The organism is Streptomyces sp. WZ.A104, from assembly GCF_002382885.1.
GTDB lineage: Bacteria > Actinomycetota > Actinomycetes > Streptomycetales > Streptomycetaceae > Streptomyces.
The window spans coordinates 1-15312 of sequence record NZ_NWVL01000027.1 but is presented as its reverse complement, the minus strand read 5'-3'; the positions used below and the strand labels follow the sequence as shown (position 1 = coordinate 15312).

General features: G+C 72.4%; 12 protein-coding genes, 1 other RNA gene and 1 pseudogene. 7 read left to right on the top strand and 7 right to left on the bottom strand.

Going from position 1 to position 15312, the window contains the following annotated elements; translation table 11 throughout:
* Positions 1-33: 33 nt before the first annotated feature.
* Positions 34-442, bottom strand: an RNA gene (gene rnpB, locus CIB93_RS16435) — RNase P RNA component class A.
* A gap of 235 nt (positions 443-677) precedes the next feature.
* On the opposite strand from rnpB, the gene CIB93_RS16430 reads away from it, so the two are divergent.
* Together CIB93_RS16430 and CIB93_RS16425 are read left to right on the top strand one after the other, a co-directional pair.
* Complete coding sequence (locus CIB93_RS16430) at positions 678-1424, top strand: MerR family transcriptional regulator (protein ID WP_096627581.1); 747 nt, start codon at positions 678-680, stop codon at positions 1422-1424.
* Entirely contained in the window at positions 1421-2314 is an 894-nt protein-coding gene (locus CIB93_RS16425) for a hypothetical protein (protein WP_179500139.1), read from the top strand. The genes CIB93_RS16430 and CIB93_RS16425 overlap by 4 nt, the downstream gene beginning before the upstream one ends.
* Here the strand turns inward: CIB93_RS16425 and CIB93_RS16420 are convergent.
* Positions 2265-3707 carry an RNB domain-containing ribonuclease gene (locus CIB93_RS16420; protein WP_257002223.1) on the bottom strand — a complete coding sequence of 481 codons (1443 nt, stop codon included), beginning with the start codon at positions 3705-3707 and terminating at the stop codon, positions 2265-2267. The genes CIB93_RS16425 and CIB93_RS16420 overlap by 50 nt on opposite strands.
* A 222-nt stretch (positions 3708-3929) precedes the next feature.
* On the opposite strand from CIB93_RS16420, the gene yaaA reads away from it, so the two are divergent.
* The gene (yaaA, locus tag CIB93_RS16415; RefSeq protein ID WP_096627580.1) at positions 3930-4730 is read left to right on the top strand and encodes a peroxide stress protein YaaA; all 801 of its coding nucleotides are present in this window, start codon (positions 3930-3932) and stop codon (positions 4728-4730) included.
* A 460-nt stretch (positions 4731-5190) separates the two neighbouring features.
* Here the strand turns inward: yaaA and CIB93_RS16405 are convergent, their stop codons facing one another.
* The 4 genes from CIB93_RS16405 to CIB93_RS16390 all read right to left on the bottom strand — a co-directional run bounded on the left by CIB93_RS16405 (position 5191) and on the right by CIB93_RS16390 (position 10428).
* Positions 5191-6021 carry an energy-coupling factor transporter transmembrane protein EcfT gene (locus tag CIB93_RS16405; RefSeq protein ID WP_096627579.1) on the bottom strand — a complete coding sequence of 277 codons (831 nt, stop codon included), beginning with the start codon at positions 6019-6021 and terminating at the stop codon, positions 5191-5193.
* On the bottom strand, positions 6018-7835 hold the full coding sequence (locus CIB93_RS16400) for an ABC transporter ATP-binding protein (RefSeq protein ID WP_096627578.1): 1818 nt from the start codon (positions 7833-7835) through the stop codon (positions 6018-6020). The genes CIB93_RS16405 and CIB93_RS16400 overlap by 4 nt, the downstream gene beginning before the upstream one ends.
* Entirely contained in the window at positions 7832-8740 is a 909-nt protein-coding gene (locus CIB93_RS16395) for a cell division protein FtsQ (protein ID WP_096627577.1), read from the bottom strand. Before CIB93_RS16395 ends, CIB93_RS16400 begins: the two co-directional genes overlap by 4 nt.
* Before the next feature lie 71 nt (positions 8741-8811).
* Positions 8812-10428, bottom strand: a complete 1617-nt coding sequence (locus tag CIB93_RS16390; protein ID WP_096627576.1) for an HAD family hydrolase — start codon at positions 10426-10428, stop codon at positions 8812-8814.
* A 197-nt stretch (positions 10429-10625) separates the two neighbouring features.
* On the opposite strand from CIB93_RS16390, the gene CIB93_RS16385 reads away from it, so the two are divergent.
* The 4 genes and pseudogenes from CIB93_RS16385 to CIB93_RS16365 all read left to right on the top strand — a co-directional run bounded on the left by CIB93_RS16385 (position 10626) and on the right by CIB93_RS16365 (position 14440).
* On the top strand, positions 10626-11627 hold the full coding sequence (locus CIB93_RS16385; RefSeq protein ID WP_096627575.1) for a LacI family DNA-binding transcriptional regulator: 1002 nt from the start codon (positions 10626-10628) through the stop codon (positions 11625-11627).
* A gap of 212 nt (positions 11628-11839) precedes the next feature.
* Complete coding sequence (gene eda / locus CIB93_RS16380) at positions 11840-12472, top strand: bifunctional 4-hydroxy-2-oxoglutarate aldolase/2-dehydro-3-deoxy-phosphogluconate aldolase (protein WP_096627641.1); 633 nt, start codon at positions 11840-11842, stop codon at positions 12470-12472.
* Between the two features lie 621 nt (positions 12473-13093).
* Positions 13094-13560 (top strand): annotated as a pseudogene (locus tag CIB93_RS16370) (IS5 family transposase); the annotation flags it as partial.
* Between the two features lie 91 nt (positions 13561-13651).
* Entirely contained in the window at positions 13652-14440 is a 789-nt protein-coding gene (locus CIB93_RS16365; protein ID WP_096627574.1) for an alpha/beta fold hydrolase, read from the top strand.
* A 125-nt stretch (positions 14441-14565) separates the two neighbouring features.
* Here the strand turns inward: CIB93_RS16365 and CIB93_RS16360 are convergent.
* A partial coding sequence (locus tag CIB93_RS16360) for a histidine phosphatase family protein (protein ID WP_257002222.1) occupies positions 14566-15312 on the bottom strand: 747 nt, incomplete at its 5' end.

The following is a 15312-nucleotide window of genomic DNA, read 5'->3' as shown; positions in this document are numbered from 1 at the left end:
ACACCTTGCCGAAGGCCCTTGTCGGAGGGGCGGCAGACGAGTCGTGCTGTACGCCGGGTTCTGTCTCCCGGTCGCCTCGCGGCGGCCGGGGAGACGGCCATCCATCTAGGACCGGCATTGCTGCCGGCCTCGTGCGGTCTACCCGTGAACTCGGGCGAGCAGCCCTCGGGCGTTCACGCAGGGCCGTCCCGTTTCCGGCACGACCCCATCTTGACCTTGCTCCGGGTGGGGTTTACCTAGCCGCCTGAGTCACCTCAGGCGCTGGTGGTCTCTTACACCACCGTTTCACCCTTACCCGCGACCGAAGTCCCGGGCGGTCTGTTCTCTGTGGCACTGTCCCGCGGGTCACCCCGGGTGGCCGTTAGCCACCACCCTGCTCTCTGGAGCCCGGACGTTCCTCGGGAGGATCCGGGGATCCCCACGCGGCCGTCCGCACGACTCGTCTGCCGTGACCGCCATCCTACCGGGCCGTACGGGGAGCCCTGCCGACGTCCCTCAGCCGAGGTCCCTCCAGGTCGAGGACGAAAGGCTCGGGGAGCGGGAGGCCCGGGGAGTAGTGGGAGGCTCGCGAGCGGCTGACCGTACGGGATCGTGAGGGCGACGGCTCTCCCCTTTGATCGGTTCCGCAGGGACACGGTGCTTGACCTTGTCGCAGCGTCAGCGTTTCTACTGGCCGCATGCGTATCGGAGAGATCGCCGCGCTCGTGGGAGTCACCCCCCGGGCCGTCCGGCACTACCACCACATCGGCCTCCTGCCCGAGCCCGCCCGGCAGGCCAACGGCTATCGCGCGTACACCGTCCGTGATGCCGTGCTGCTGGCCAGGATCAGGCGGCTGACGGAGATCGGGCTCTCCCTGGACGAGGTGGGGGACGTGCTCGCGGACGACGCGGGGCGGGACCTGGCCGAGGTGCTCGGGGAACTGGACGCCGATCTGGCGCGGCAGGAGCGGGAGATCCATGAGCGGCGGCAGGTCCTGGCCGCGCTCCTGGAGGCGCCGCTCGCCTCGGACGGGCCGTTCTCCCCCGCCCTCGCCACGCTCTTGGAGAACGCACCCGCCACCGCGTCCCCGGCCGCCGCGAAGGACCGCGAGCATCTGGCGTTGCTGGACGCGGCGGGCGGTGGGGCCGGGGCCGAGGTGTTCGCGGCGCTGCGGCCGCTGGCCGAGGACCCGGGCGTACTCGCCCTGTACACGCGGCTCGACGAGCTGGCCGGGGCCGGGGCGGACGATCCGCGTATCGCGCCCCTGACGGCCGAGCTGGTCGCGGCCGTGCCGGACGAGGTGCTGGCGGTGATCCCGGACGGGGAGCCCGCGCCGACCGGGTTCGGGCGAGTGCTGCTCGACGACTACCCGCCCGCGCAGCGCGAGGTGGTGCGCCGGGTGATGGTGGCGCTGGCCGAGCGGGTACGGGGGAGGAAGGCGTGAGCGCCGAGAGGGCGCCGGGGCTGCGGGTGGCCAGGGCCGCCGCATGGTCGGTGCTGCCCGGTGAACTGGTGCTGGTCGTCTGTGCGGTGGCCGGGGTGCGGATACCCGACCCGGTCCTGCTGGGGGCCGGGGCCCTGGTGGTGGCCGTGCTCGTCCTGGAGGCCTCGGTGCTGTGGCGGCTGTACGCGGCGTCCCGCCGACGGGACGGCACCGGGCGGCCGGCGGCCCTGCGGTCGGCGGTGGGCACTCTGGTGCCGGTGGCGTTGCGGCGGCTCGTGACGCACGAGTTCAGGGCCCTGCACAGCCTCGGGCTGTGGGTCGTACGTCGTCGGCACCGGATTCCGGAGGGAGCGCTGCCCGTCCCGTACACCGAGCCGCAGACCGGGGTGATGTACACCCTCGCGTTCGTCTCCGTCCTGGAGACGGTGGTGCTGGCCCTGGTGATCCCCTGGCCGCTGGTCCACGCGATCCTGCTCGTCGTGGATGTGTACGGCGTCCTCCTGGTCCTCGCGATGCACGCGGCGTCCGTGACCCGGCCGCACGTGGTGGAGGCGGACGGTTCGCTGCGGCTGCGCTACGGCGCCCTGTTCGACCTCCGGGTGCCCGCCGCCGTCATCGCCGCCGCCCGGGTGGAGCGGCGCTTCCCGGGCGGGGGGCTGGTCCGGGTGGACGAGGACGGGACGCTCGATCTGGCGGTGGGGAGCCGGACGACGGTGACCGTGGAGCTGACGGAGCCGGTGGAGTTCGTGCGGCCGCTCGGCCGGCGCGGGAGCGCCCGTACGCTCCGATTCAACGCGGACGATCCCCGGGCGGCCGTCGCGGCTCTCGTGACGCCCTCGCTCACGCCGGAGCGAACAGCACCGACCCCGACCCCGGGCCTGCCCGCGTGAGCCGGACCCGCAGCCGTTCCCCCAGCGGGAGCGGGGCCGTGCCGCCCTCGACCCGGCCGACGACCGCCGGGTCCCGGAGGTGAACGGTGCCGACGGACGGATCGCGGTCCTGGACGTCGACGACGTACGCGTCGAAGACCTCGCCCACGTGCCGCTCCAGCAGCGCCGCCTCGACCAGGTCCACGCTGGCGCGCTCCACGGTGTTGGCGCGGCGCGTGCCCTCGGCCATCTCCTTCGGGAGGGCGGGTAGCGCCTCCCGTGCCCAGTCCGGGGCCTCCTTCCCGGCGGTCGCGGCGAGGCAGAGTTCGGAGGCGTACCGGTCGACAAGGCGGCGCAGCGGCGCGGTGCAGTGCGTGTAGAGGTCGGCTACGGCGGCGTGCACGGCGGGGTCGGGGAGGTCGTCGTCGTCGAAGGCCGTGTACCCGGCCCCGCGCAGCAGGGTGGTGCACTCCTGGAGGAACGCCGCGTCGTTGGCCTTGCTCGGGTCGAGGGAGCGGACGACCTCGGCGTACGGGACGTGGTGCGGCCAGTCGACGCGCAGGGCGCGGGCGGAGCGCCGCAGCCGGGCGACGGCCCCGTCGGGGGCGACCGGGAGGGTGCGCAGGATTCCGGTGCCCGCGTCGGCCATCAGCCGGGCGGCGGCCATGCCGGTGAGCAGCGAGATCTGTGCGTTCCAGGCCTCGGCGGGGAGCGTGGCGCGGTAGGCGAGGCCGTAGGAGCCCTCGTGCTCGACGATCTCCTGTTCGGGGACGTTGAGCGAGATGCCGCCGCGCGCCAGCTCCTGTTCCTCACGCAGTCGGCCGATGTCGCGGAGCAGGGCGAGGGGCTCCTCCGCGGTGCCCGCGTCGATCTGTCGCTGCACGCCCGCGTAGTCGAGCTTCGCCCGGCTGCGGACCAGGGCCCGGCGTACGTCGGTGGCGACGGCCCGCCCATCGCTGTCGAGGTCGATCCGCCACAGGGCGGCCGGGCGCACCTCGCCGGGGAGAAGGCTGGCGGCTCCCTCGGAGAGGACGGCGGGATGGAGCGGTAGCCGGTCGTCGGGAAAGTAGAGCGTGGTGACCCTGCGGTGGGCCTCGGCGTCGAGCGCGCCGCCCGGCCGTACGAAGGCGGCGACGTCCGCGATGGCGTAGTGCACGCGGTAGCCGTCCCTGCGGCGCTCCAGGTGCATCGCCTGGTCGAGGTCCGTGGAGGCGGGCGGGTCGATGGTGAGGAACGGCAGGTCCGTGGCGTCCTCGCGGGCCCCCCGGTCCGGGGCTCTCGCCGCCGCCTCCGCCTCCGCGAGCACCTCGGGCGGGAAGGCGCCGGGCAGATCGGGCTCGGTGCGCAGCGCCCGCAGGGCGGCCCCGAGCGAGCAGTCGGCTGCGCCGGTCATACGCAGGTGGCGGCGGGGCATGGACCGAGCGTAGGCCGGGAGGGGGCGGGCGGCATCCGGGCGGTGCGCCGTGGCCCGAGCGTGGGGAGCACCGCCGCGAGCCGGACGTGGCGGCCCGGCTGTGCGCCGCCGTCCCGCGCGTACGGGCAGGGCCGGCCCGTCCCCGTACCCTTGCCGGGGACCCGGAGCGCCCGCACGCGGACCGGGCCCGCGCTTGCGCCGTACGTACGAAGGAGAACCGCCGTGCTCGTGCTGTTGCCGCCCTCCGAAGGAAAGGCCGCCTCGGGGCGGGGGGCGTCCCTGAAGCCGGAGTCGCTGTCGCTTCCGGGGCTCGCCCCGGCCCGGGCGGCGGTGCTGGACGAGCTGGTCGAGCTGTGCCAGGCGGACGAGGAGAAGGCGCGCGAGGTGCTCGGGCTCAGTGTGGGGCTGCGGGGCGAGGTCGCGAAGAACGCCGAGTTGCGGACCGCCGGGACCCGTCCTGCCGGAGAGCTGTACACCGGTGTGCTGTACGACGCGCTGGATCTGGCGTCTCTGGACGCGGGCGCCCGGCGGCTCGCGTCGACGTCGCTGCTGGTCTTCTCCGGGCTGTGGGGCGCGGTCCGGATCGGCGACCGGATTCCGCCGTACCGCTGCTCGGGGGGCGTGAAGCTGCCCGGCCTCGGAGCGCTCGGCGCGTACTGGCGTACGCCCATGGCAGCCGTCATGCCCGAGGCCGCCGGGGGCGGGCTCGTCCTGGACCTGCGGTCCTCGGCGTACGCCTCCGCCTGGAAGCCGAAGGGTGAGGTGGCCGCGCGCACGGCGAGTGTGCGGGTGCTCCAGTCCCAGGTGGTGGACGGCGTCGAGAAGCGGTCCGTGGTGAGCCACTTCAACAAGGCGACGAAGGGGCGGCTGGTACGGGATCTGCTGCTGGCGGGGGCCCGGCCGAAGGGTCCGGCGCAGCTGGTGGAGGCTTTGCGGGACCTCGGTTACGTGGTGGAGGCCCAGGAGCCTGCCCGGGCCGGGCGGCCGTGGTCGCTGGATGTGGTGGTGACGGAGATCCACTAGGGCCGGTGGTCGATGGTCACGCGGATGTGCCGGCGTCCGGGACGGTCACGGTCCGCCCAACGGCACTGAACGCCCCTGACGCCTCCAGGAGGAGCCAGCCGCGCTCCGCCAGGCGCCGGGCTTTCGACCGCAGCCCCTCGGCCTTCGCCGGTGTCGCGTCAGGCCCGGCTCCACCTCGATCGCGTTGGCCCGAAGCGGTCCGTGACCCGCGGATCGCTCCTGTTCCAGCACGCCCAGAAGGCGCTGATGGTCCGGCGCCAGAACCGTCACCGGAGGCCCTGTCCGCCAGGGCGGCACCGTCACGCCCGGCACCGGCGCGAGCGACAGCACCGCTTCCTCCTCGGCCTCGGTCCCGGCGGTGGTCTCGGCAGCCCAGGCTGCCAGGGCCTCGACCAGTTCTTCCCGCGCGATCACCCGCCGGTCCAGCTCGATCTCGGCGGCCGGATGTCCCTCGTCTGGATCAGCTCATCGCGAAGTGGGGGAACTGTGCCCCGACGGCATAGGCGGCGACGATCAGTGCCGCCGTGACCGCCAGTGCGGTGATGTCGCGCGGGCGGATCCTCAGGTGGGCCAGCCGGATGCGACGTCCATCGGCGTGGACCATGGCGTAGGTGAAACCACGGGTCTCCAGCGCCTCCACCGTCGTACGGGTGCGTTTGGCGGTGTTGAGCATCATGGGATAGAACGCGTACACAGTGATCTTCGCCGCGCGCATCAGGACCCGCCACCCCAACAGCCCGCGGGAGACCGGCGGAGCGGACCGCAGGCGGTAGCCGTCGATCACCGTCTGGAACTCGTCCACCAGGATCGGCAGCATCCGGTATCCATAGGACACGCCGAAACTGACCAGAGCCGGTGCCCGCAGGCTCAGCAGGGCATCGGAGAGTTTCTCCGGATCCAGTGACACGAACGCCGCCATGCTGGCCATGCTCACGGTGCCTAGTTTCAGGGTGAGTTCGCCCAGGGACAGCACGGTGGTGAGGTCGCCGTCGAAGAACCAGGCAGCGGCGACCAGATAGCCCGTCTCGGTGACCAGGCCGAAGACGAACAGGCCGACGACGAGAGGACCCACCCGGCAGGTCACCACGGCTGCCGCGGCCAGCGTGAACAGAATGGCCAGAATGGTCAGGTTGTGGGTGAACCACGGGCTCAGGGCCACCAGTACGTACCAGAAGAGCACGATCCGCGGGTCCAGCCGGGTGAGCGGGCCGCCGCGGGTGGCGTACGCGGTGCGCAGCAGTTCCAGCTTGACCCATTCGACGCTCAGGGTGTCGCGTTCGGTCCTCTTCATGCTCCGGCCTCCTTCGCGGCGACGGGCAGCCGCCCGACGCACTCGTCCACCGTCAGCGGTGGTGGCACCAGTCCCAGCGCGGTGCCCAGCACGGTGATCTGCGGTGGTACGACGTGTACGCGCTCCAGCAGCTCCACGTCGGCGAAGAACTCCGCCGGGCCCGAGTCGCTGAGTACCCGGCCGTCACCGAGGGCGATCACCCGTGTCGCCCACTCGGCCACCAGATGCATGTCGTGGGTGGCGACGACCACGCAGCGGATACGGTCCGCCAGTTCCTCCAGCATCGCGATCACATCGTCCCGGGTTGCCACGTCGAGGCTGGAGGTCGGCTCGTCCAGGAGCAGCAGCGCGGGGGCCATGGCCAGGCCGATGCCGAGGGTGGCGCGGCGCTGCTGGCCTCCGGAGAGTGTTCGTCCGTCCCGGTCGGCGAGCGGGGTGAGCCGGACCCGTTCCAGGATGTGGTCCACCAGTTCGTCGGTGTCCGGCCGGCCGCGGCCCTTCGGAAACATCGCGATGTCCGCCCGCACGCTGTCGGCGAGGAACATCTGCTCCGGGCGCTGGTAGAGGTACGAGACTCGCTCGGCGAGCTGGGCGGGCCTGGCCGTGCGGGTGTCGGTGCCGGTGACCTCCACGGTGCCGGACCGGGGCACCTTGAGCCCGGTGAGCAGGCGCAGCAAGGTGGACTTGCCGGCGCCGTTGCCGCCGACGAGGGCGATGCGCTCGCCCTCTCGCAGTTCCAGTTCCACATCCCGTAGCACGGGGGTCAGCCCGCCGTGCACATCGCGGTAACCGTGCCGCACTCCGCGCAGCGAAGCCACGACGGGCCCGGGTTGCGGAGCCGGTGCGTTCGGGCCAGTGGCCGGTTCACCTGCGGCCGGTTCGGGGGTCCCGGGCCCGGGGGCGGGGCGCAGGCCGCGCCCGTCAAGCCAGCGGACGGTCTGTTCCACGGTCAGCGGCACCTTGCCCTCGGGTTCGACGGCGCGGGCGAGACGCACCACCTGAGGGGCCGGGATGCCGTGGGCGGCCAGCTCGCCGGAGCGGGCCATGGCCTCCTCGACCGGCAGATGCCACACGGGAGCGCCATCGGCCATGAGCAGCACGCTCTTGCAGTACCGGGCGATGAATTCGGCGTGGTGCTCGATCACGACCACCGTCGTACCCAGCCGCCGGTTGATGTCGGTGAGCCGGCGGTAGATCTCCTCGGCGCGCGCCGGATCCAGCTCCGCCACCGGCTCGTCGACCACCACGAGGTCCGGCCGCATCGCAAGGACGCCGGCCAGCGCCACCAGGTGCTGCTGGCCTCCGGAGAGCTGCCAGGTGTAGCGGTCGCGGAGGGCGTCGATCCCCAGCAGGTCGAGTGCCTCCTCGGAGCGTTCGCGCCAGTCGGCCAGGCCGAAGTTGACGGGTCCGAAGGAGACCTCGTCATGGACGGTCGGCCTCACGAGCTGGTTGCCGAAGTCCTGGTAGACGTACCCGACCCGGTGGCTCAGGGCGGCGACCCCCGTGGTGGTGGTGTCCTGACCGAACACCCGGACCTCGCCACTGTACGTACCGGACCAGAAGTGCGGGATGAGGCCGTTGAAGGTTTTGCACAGAGTCGTCTTGCCCGAGCCGTTCCCGCCGACGACGGCAGTGAAGTCACCGCGTCCGATGGTGAGGCCGACTCCGGTGAGGCTGTCGCGCTGGGCTCCCGGGTAGCGGAAGGTGAGGTCTCGGACCTCGACCGCAGGGCCGGCGGGGGCGGGCCCGCCGTCACCCGTCGCCGCTGCTCGCGCGAGTCCGGCCGCCCCGGTGCGGGCCGGGCGGGCCGTCATGTCCGTTCCCCGGCACGTGCGGTACGGGAGCGGTTCAGGGCACGGGCGGCGACGACGAGTGCGATCAGCACGATCAACGCGGCCGAGACGCCTATCCACAGGAACTTCTGACCGTACTGGTCGATGAATTCCGGCTCCCACACACCGAAGTTGGCGTCGATCTCCGACATGAAGGCGGCGATCATGGCGACGAAGGCCAGAAAGATGCCCACCAGCAGGAAGCGGGCGCTGACCCGGGCCCGCAGCCGCAGCGGCTGGGCGGGGTCGCGCGGCGCGAGGCCCAGCAGCGGCTCGATCCGCCCGTGCAGCCGCGACGCCAGGTACGCCGCCGGGACGGCGCCGAACAGCACACCGCTGATGACGAGGTCGGTGGAGAATCCGATGCCCTCCAGCAGCAGCACGCTCTCCGCCAGGCCGTCCACGTACTCCGCGTCGGCCACACCGACGTACACCTTGCCGATGTCGACGATTCCGCCGAGCATCTTGTCGACGCCGACCGCCACGACGGCCGCGAGCGCGACCTGACCCCGCCGGCGAGGGTCGCGCACCATCGAGCCGGCTATATAGAGACCGAGTGACAGCTGGATGTAACCCTCCAGCTCGGCGAAGCCGGAGAAGTCGCCCATCAGGAGGTCGACGAAGACGATCTCGCCGAGCGGCGCGCCGAGCGCGGCGTACAGCGGATGGAAGAGGCACACCATCACCACGGGCACGAACGCCAGGTAGGAGACGGAGAGTTCGACAGGACCGAGCCTCACCTCGGGCAGTACCTCGGTGAGGATGTTGGCAAGCCCGAAGAGGGTCATCGACAGCACGAAGACCATCAGCTTCTGCGCGGAGCCGAGGTCGGTGGGATCGGTGGAGAACGCGGATCTGACTCTTGCGGAGTCGGTCGGTGAGGACATCGCTGTGGCCTTGGCCTTTCGTCGGGGGCGGACGAGACGAGCGGTGCTGAGTTCGGTCGGGAACCGGTGTTTCAGGAGCGGGCGGAGACGAGCGGGATCAGTTCGGCGAGGGAGACGACCACGCGGTCGGGTCGGGTGGGGCCGGGCGTCGACAGATGGCGGGTCAGTGCCTCGTCGTCGAGTGAGCCTCCGCGTACGAGGACGGTGGTGCCGATCCCCGCGCCGCGTGCGGCGGCCATGTCCCGGCCCGGCTTGTCCCCGGCGAACCAGCAGGCCCCGGCGTCCACGGAGAGTCCGCGCAGCGCCTCACGCACGGTGAGCGGATCGGGCTTGCGGCGGCCGAGTTCGTCGGAGTACACGTGGACGCCTACGAGGTCCGCGATTCCGAAGGAGGCCATTCGCTCGCGCACGCTGCGACCGCACACGGTGTTGGAGACCACCGCGACCGGGATGCCGAGTTCGCGGCAACGGCCGAGGAGTTCGGCCGCGCCCTCGCGCAGCGTGGGACGGCTCTTGATGTGGGCCCACTCGTGGCTCAGTGCGACGGCCTCGGCGGCCAGCCAGTTCCGCACCTCGGGGCCGAAGGCCGTGCCGAAGAAGTCCTGCCAGTACTGAAGCGGCGTGATCTCGGGTACGAGGGGCCCGGCTTCGGCCTCGCTCTTCCACCGCTGGTGCGCGCGGCGCGCGTCGAACAGCGCGGCGACGGATTCCTCGTCCGACACGCCGTGGCCCGCCCGTCGCAGTCGGGCGGCGAGACGCAGCCCGAACTCCCGCTGCGCCGCAGGGTCCTTGACCGCGTTGGCGATGACTCCGCCGTGGTCGAGCAACAGCGCTGCCGGGCCGCCACCGGCACGCGGTGAACGGGCGGCGGCCTGCGGGGGCGGGGGCGGGGTGTCCCGCGCGGTGGCCAGGACCGGGACCAGACCCTCGGGGGTGTCGTATACGGCGTCGGGCTGGGCGGAGACCGGGTAGGGCGGGTTGTCGGTGTGCTTGTCGCGGGTGACGATGACGGCCGCCGCCCCGGCCCGGTGACCGGCGGCCACGTCGCGGTCGATGGTGTCGCCGACGAACCAGCAGCGCGCGGGCCGGGTCGCCAGTGCCCGCGCGGCCTGCTCGACGATACCGGGGTGCGGCTTGCGGATGCCGACCTCGTCGGAGTAGAGCTGCACGTCCACCAGTTCTTCCAGGCCGTGCTCGCGCATCAGTGCCCGGTGCGAGCGGCCGGCGTGGGCGTTGCTCACGATGCCGACGCGGATGCCGAGCCGCCGGGCGGTGTGCAGCAGTTCGCGGACTCCGGGACGCACGGTGTGCTCCGAGAGCAGGGGCGTGAGTTCGCCGAGCAGCCAGCCCGCACTGCCCGCCAGGACGGCCCGGACCGGGTCCGGCAGGTCGGATGCCAGGAAGTCCTCCCAGATCTCACGGTGAGTCAGTTCGACGGGCTCGCGCCGCCGGCCTGCGGCGTTCTTCCAGTCCTTGAGCGCTGCCAGACCTGCGTCGAGGGAGACCCGCAGTGTCTCCTCGGGTACTACGTGCCCCGCGCGTGCCAGATGGCGGTGGAGCAGGGCGGCCGCCTCTCGGCGCCCCTCGGGGCGCTTCTCGGTGTGGAAGACCACGCCACCGAAGTCGAGCAGCAGCGCCTCGGGCCGGTGGGCGAGGGCGGGTGGTACGGGTGCTTGCGGCTGGTTCATCGGCTCCCCTTGCTGGTGTCGTGGCAGCGAACGTATGGGCGACGGGTGAACTCTCGACGCCGGGGAGGCCAACATGTGAGGATGCGCTCTGGAACGTTCCAGATGCGCCTGGAACGCTACGGCTGGAACGCTCCAGGTCAGGAGGGAAAAGGGGCGGTCGCCCTTCCACGCGCCGGGGCCGCCTGCATACTGGACCCATGCCGCAAGCCCCTTCGCGCCGCCCCACGATCCTCGACGTCGCCCGGGTCGCCGGCGTGTCCAAGTCCTTGGTGTCCCTGGCGCTTCGCGGCGACGCCGGGGTCAGCGAGAGCACCCGGGCGCGCATCAGCGCCGCCGCCGACCAGCTGGGCTACCGTTCCAACGCCCTGGCCCGCGGCCTGGTCCAAGGGCGCACCATGTTGCTCGGAGTCCTGCTCACAGACCTGGCGAATCCGTATCACACCGATGTGGTCGCCGGAATCGAAGAGGCGGCGGGCGAAGTCGGGTTCGGCGTCCTGCTGGCCCACGGGCGGCGCGACGCGAAGCAGCTCACCACGCAGCTCGACACCCTGGTCGGACTCAATGTGGACGGCGTGATCGCGGTCAGCAGCTGGGTGGACCGAGCTGCCCTCCAGGACGCGATGCGCCGCACCCCGGTGGTCGTCATCGGCCGCCCCGAGGACACCGTCGAAGGCGTCGACACCGTCGCCAACGACGACGCGGCCGGCGCCGCTCTGGCGGTGACCCACCTGCTCGAACTGGGACACCGCGAGATCGCGTTCGTCAGCACCTCCCGCCGTCCGGCCGCGGAAGGAAGGCGGCGAGGCTACGAGCTGGCAGTCCGCCGTGCCGGTATGACCCCGCACACCGTGGTGGCCGAGGACATCGACGACATCACCGTCGGCGTCGCCCCGCTCCTGCGCTCCGGTGTCACCGCCCTGATCGCGAACAACGACCTCACGGCCGTCGCGATGCTGGACTGCGCGCACGACCTCGGCCTGCCGGTCCCCGAGCGGCTGTCTGTCGTCGGCTACGACAACAGCACCTTCGCGGCTCTGGTCAGGCCCCGCCTCACCAGCATCGATCAGCCCCGCCCGGAACTCGGCCGGACCGCGGTACGGCTCCTGTTGCAGCGCGCGGGCGGGCGCACGACCGACCACCACGAGGTCCTGCAACCCAGCCTGGTAGCCCGCAATTCGACCGGCCCACGCAGCCTCTGACTCCCGGCGCCTCCGGTGGACCGCGTCTCGCCACGGTCAGCTCCCGGCGCCGCCTCGACAGCCGCTGACCAGTGCGAACTCGGGCGACCGACGCCCGGCAGCCCGCCGTCTTCGAGATCGCCGTCGAGATCCGCTGGGCCCGGGGCAGCCACACGTTGCAGCATGCGCAACGTGCGTTGCAGATACTGACGCCCGCGCGGCACTATGACCCCATGAACTCCTCCGCGCCGCCCTCCGTCCTGGATCTCGCCCCCGTGGTCCCCGTCGTCGTCCTGCACGACGTGGCCGACGCGGTGCCGCTGGCGCGGGCACTGGTGGCGGGCGGGCTCCCGGCGATCGAGGTGACGCTGCGGACGCCCGCCGCGCTGGAGTCCATCCGCGCCATGGCCGCCGAGGTGCCGGGCGCGGTGGTCGGTGCGGGCACGGTCATCTCCCCGCAGCACGTGCGCGACACCGTCGGCGCCGGGGCCCGCTTCCTGGTCAGCCCGGGCTGGACGGACGCGCTGCTCGACGCGATGAAGGCGTCCGGTGTGCCGTTCCTGCCCGGTGTCTCGACGACCTCCGAGGTGGTGGCCCTGCTGGAGCGCGGGGTGAGCGAGATGAAGTTCTTCCCGGCCGAGGCGGCGGGCGGCACGGCCTACCTCAAGGCCTTGTCCGCGCCGCTCCCCCAGGCCCGGTTCTGCCCGACCGGCGGCATCTCGCCCGCCTCCGCCCCGGCCTACCTCGCCCTGTCCAACGTTGGCTGCGTGGGCGGCAGTTGGATGGTTCCGGGCGACGCGCTGGCGGCGAAGGACTGGGACCGGGTGGCCCGGCTCGCGGCGGAGGCCGCGGCACTCGGAGCCTGACCCACAGAAGGTCAGCGCAGTGTCCGGACCGCGTGGAGCGCGCCGGTGCCCAGCGCAGGCAGCCCCAGCGGGAGCCGTGGCCCCCTCTCCGGCGGACGGGGCTGGAGGCGGGCGCCGAGGCCAGCCCCCACAGGCCGCCAGGGGGTGCGATGTCCCCGGTCGTCGTCAGGGAGAGCAGTGCGTGCGTCCCGCCCCCACGACCGAGGGCACGAAGGCGGCGACGAGCGCGGCCGGGGCGGCCTTAGCGACCGGCCTCCCGCACCCGAGGAGGATCGGGCCGGTACCGCGAACACCCGGATCACCGCGCCCGAGACGTCGACCTGCGCGGCCGCCACGGAGACCAGCGCCCGGCGGCGAACCCGAGAGCAGCTCCGTCGACCAGGTCGGCGTCGGCCCTTGTGCCCGCTAGGGACTGTCTGCGGTTGTGATCAAACCCGGGTTCTGGATCCCGGCCGGGGTGCCGGTGCGGTAGGACTTCGGTGTGACACGTGCACAACTCATGGACCAGGAGTGGGAGTTCATCGGACCGTTGCAGCCGCTTCATGCGATGGCGGGACGCGGGGATCGTCCAGGCCCTGCTGGAAGAGGCGATCGCCGAGGCGGCCCGCAGGGACGAGATCGACATGTCCGATCCACCTGGCCGCCGACCGGCGCTGTCGGCCGATGGCGATCCTCCTGACCGCCGGGCAGGCCGCCGACAGCCCCCAGTTCATCCCGGTGCTGAACAAGGTGCGGGTCCGCTTGCCGGTCGGCCGTCCCCGCACCCGGCCCGCCGCCGTGGCGGGCGACAAGGCCTACTCCTCCCGCGCCAACCGCGCTCACCTGCGCAAACGTCGCATCGAGGCGGTCATCCCGGAAAAGAAGGACCAGGCCGCCAACCGCAGGAAGAAGGGCAGCCGGGGCGGCCGGCCCGTCACCCACGCCCTTGGCCTCTATCGCGACCGCGACACGGTTGAGCGGGCCATCAACAGGATGAAGGACTGGCGGGGCATCGCGACCCGCTACGACGAGTCGCCCGACAGCTACCTCGCCGGCTCCACCTGCGCGGGGCGGTGATCTGGCTTCGCAGCTTCCGCCCCGCCACATGATCACGGCTGGAGCGCGCCCCAAAGCTCCGGCCGTAGGCGCGTCCGAGCCACACGCCGCGACACCGCCCGCAGCCGCGCCTAGCCTGGTGTCATGGCGATGGTGCAGGTTAGCGGGGTGGAGATCACCTATGCGCGCGTGGGTCACGGCCCGCCCCTGGTTCTCGTGCACGGAGCAGGGTTGGACGGCCGTATGTGGCAGCCGCAACTTGCGGACCTGGCCGACGAGTTCACAGTGGTGGCCTGGGACGAGCCGGGCGCGGGGCGTTCCTCGGATCTGCCGGTCGGCTTCGGCCTGGCGGACTTCGCGCGCTGCCTCGCCGCCGTGATCGAGGCGCTGCGGCTCGGCCCGGCCCACGTCGCCGGGCTCTCCTGGGGCGGGACGGTCGCACTGGAGCTGTATCGCCATCATCCGGAGCTGGTCAGGACGCTGATCCTGGTCGACACCTACGCCGGGTGGAAGGGATCGCTGCCGCCGGAGGAGGTGGCGGCCCGGGTTGAGGGGGCCAAGCGGATGCTGGCGGTGCCCCGGGAGCTGTTCGATCCGACGCTACCGGGGCTGTTCGCCGGTGATCCTCCCGCCGCGTTCGTGCCGTTGCTCGACGCAATGGCCCACGATGTGCGGCCGGAGACCATGGGAGCGCAGCTGTTTATGATGGCCGAGGCCGATGAGCGCGACCTACTGCCCGCGATCACGGTGCCGACCCTGCTCGTATGGGGCGAGCTCGATGTGCGGTCACCATTGAGTGTCGCCTATGCGTTCGAGGACGCGATTCCGAACACTGAGCTTGTGGTGCTCCCCGGCGTGGGGCACGTCAGCAACCTCGAGACACCGAAGCGGTTCAACCACACCGTCCGCAAGTTCTGCCGTGCCCACGAGTGATCGGGGCGGGGCCCCGCGGTACGACAAGACGTCCGAGAGCTACCTCGCCAGGCTCCACCTGCGCGGGGCGGTGATCTGGCTTCGCAGCTTCCGCCCCGCCACGTGATCACGACTGGAGACAGGCCCTAGCGCAGGTGGGAGGTGTCGTTGAGCAGCCGTACGGAGGCGTTGCCGTCCCCGTAGTACGCGACCTCGGAGATCGAGGCCGCCGACAGCTCCATCCGGAACAGCGCCTCGGGCGGGGCCCCCAGCGCGAGGCGGACCAGCGTCTTGATCGGGGTCACATGGGTGACGAGCAGGACCGTGCGGCCCGCGTACCGGGCGACGATCCGGTCCCTGGCGGCCGCGACCCGGTCGGCGACCTCCGTGAAGCTCTCGCCACCGCCGGTCGGCGCGGTGTCCGGGGAGGCCAGCCACGCGGTGAGGTCGTCGCCGTACCGGTCCCGTACCTCCCCGAACGTCAGGCCCTCCCACGCGCCGAAGTCCGTCTCGCGCAGGCCCTCGTCGATGCGCACGTCCAGGCCGAGACGGGCGGCGACGGCGGCCGCGGTCTCGCGGCAGCGGCGCAGCGGCGAGCTGACGATCTCCTGGACCGTGCCCAGGGCGGCGAAGTGCTCGGCCGCGCGCTCGGCCTGGCCGCGGCCGGCGGCGGAGAGTTCGGGGTCGGTGCCGCCGCTTCCGGAGAACCGCTTCTGGGGCGTGAGCGCGGTCTCGCCGTGCCGGAGCAGAACGAGGGTGGCGGGCGCGCCCAGGTCGGGGGCCGAACCCCAGCCGACCTGCGGCGATCCGGCGGTCTCCGGCGAGGTCCCGCCCGGAGTCGCGGCGGGCGCGGATGCGGCGGCGTCCGTCGGCTCCGGGGCCACCGTCCGCGA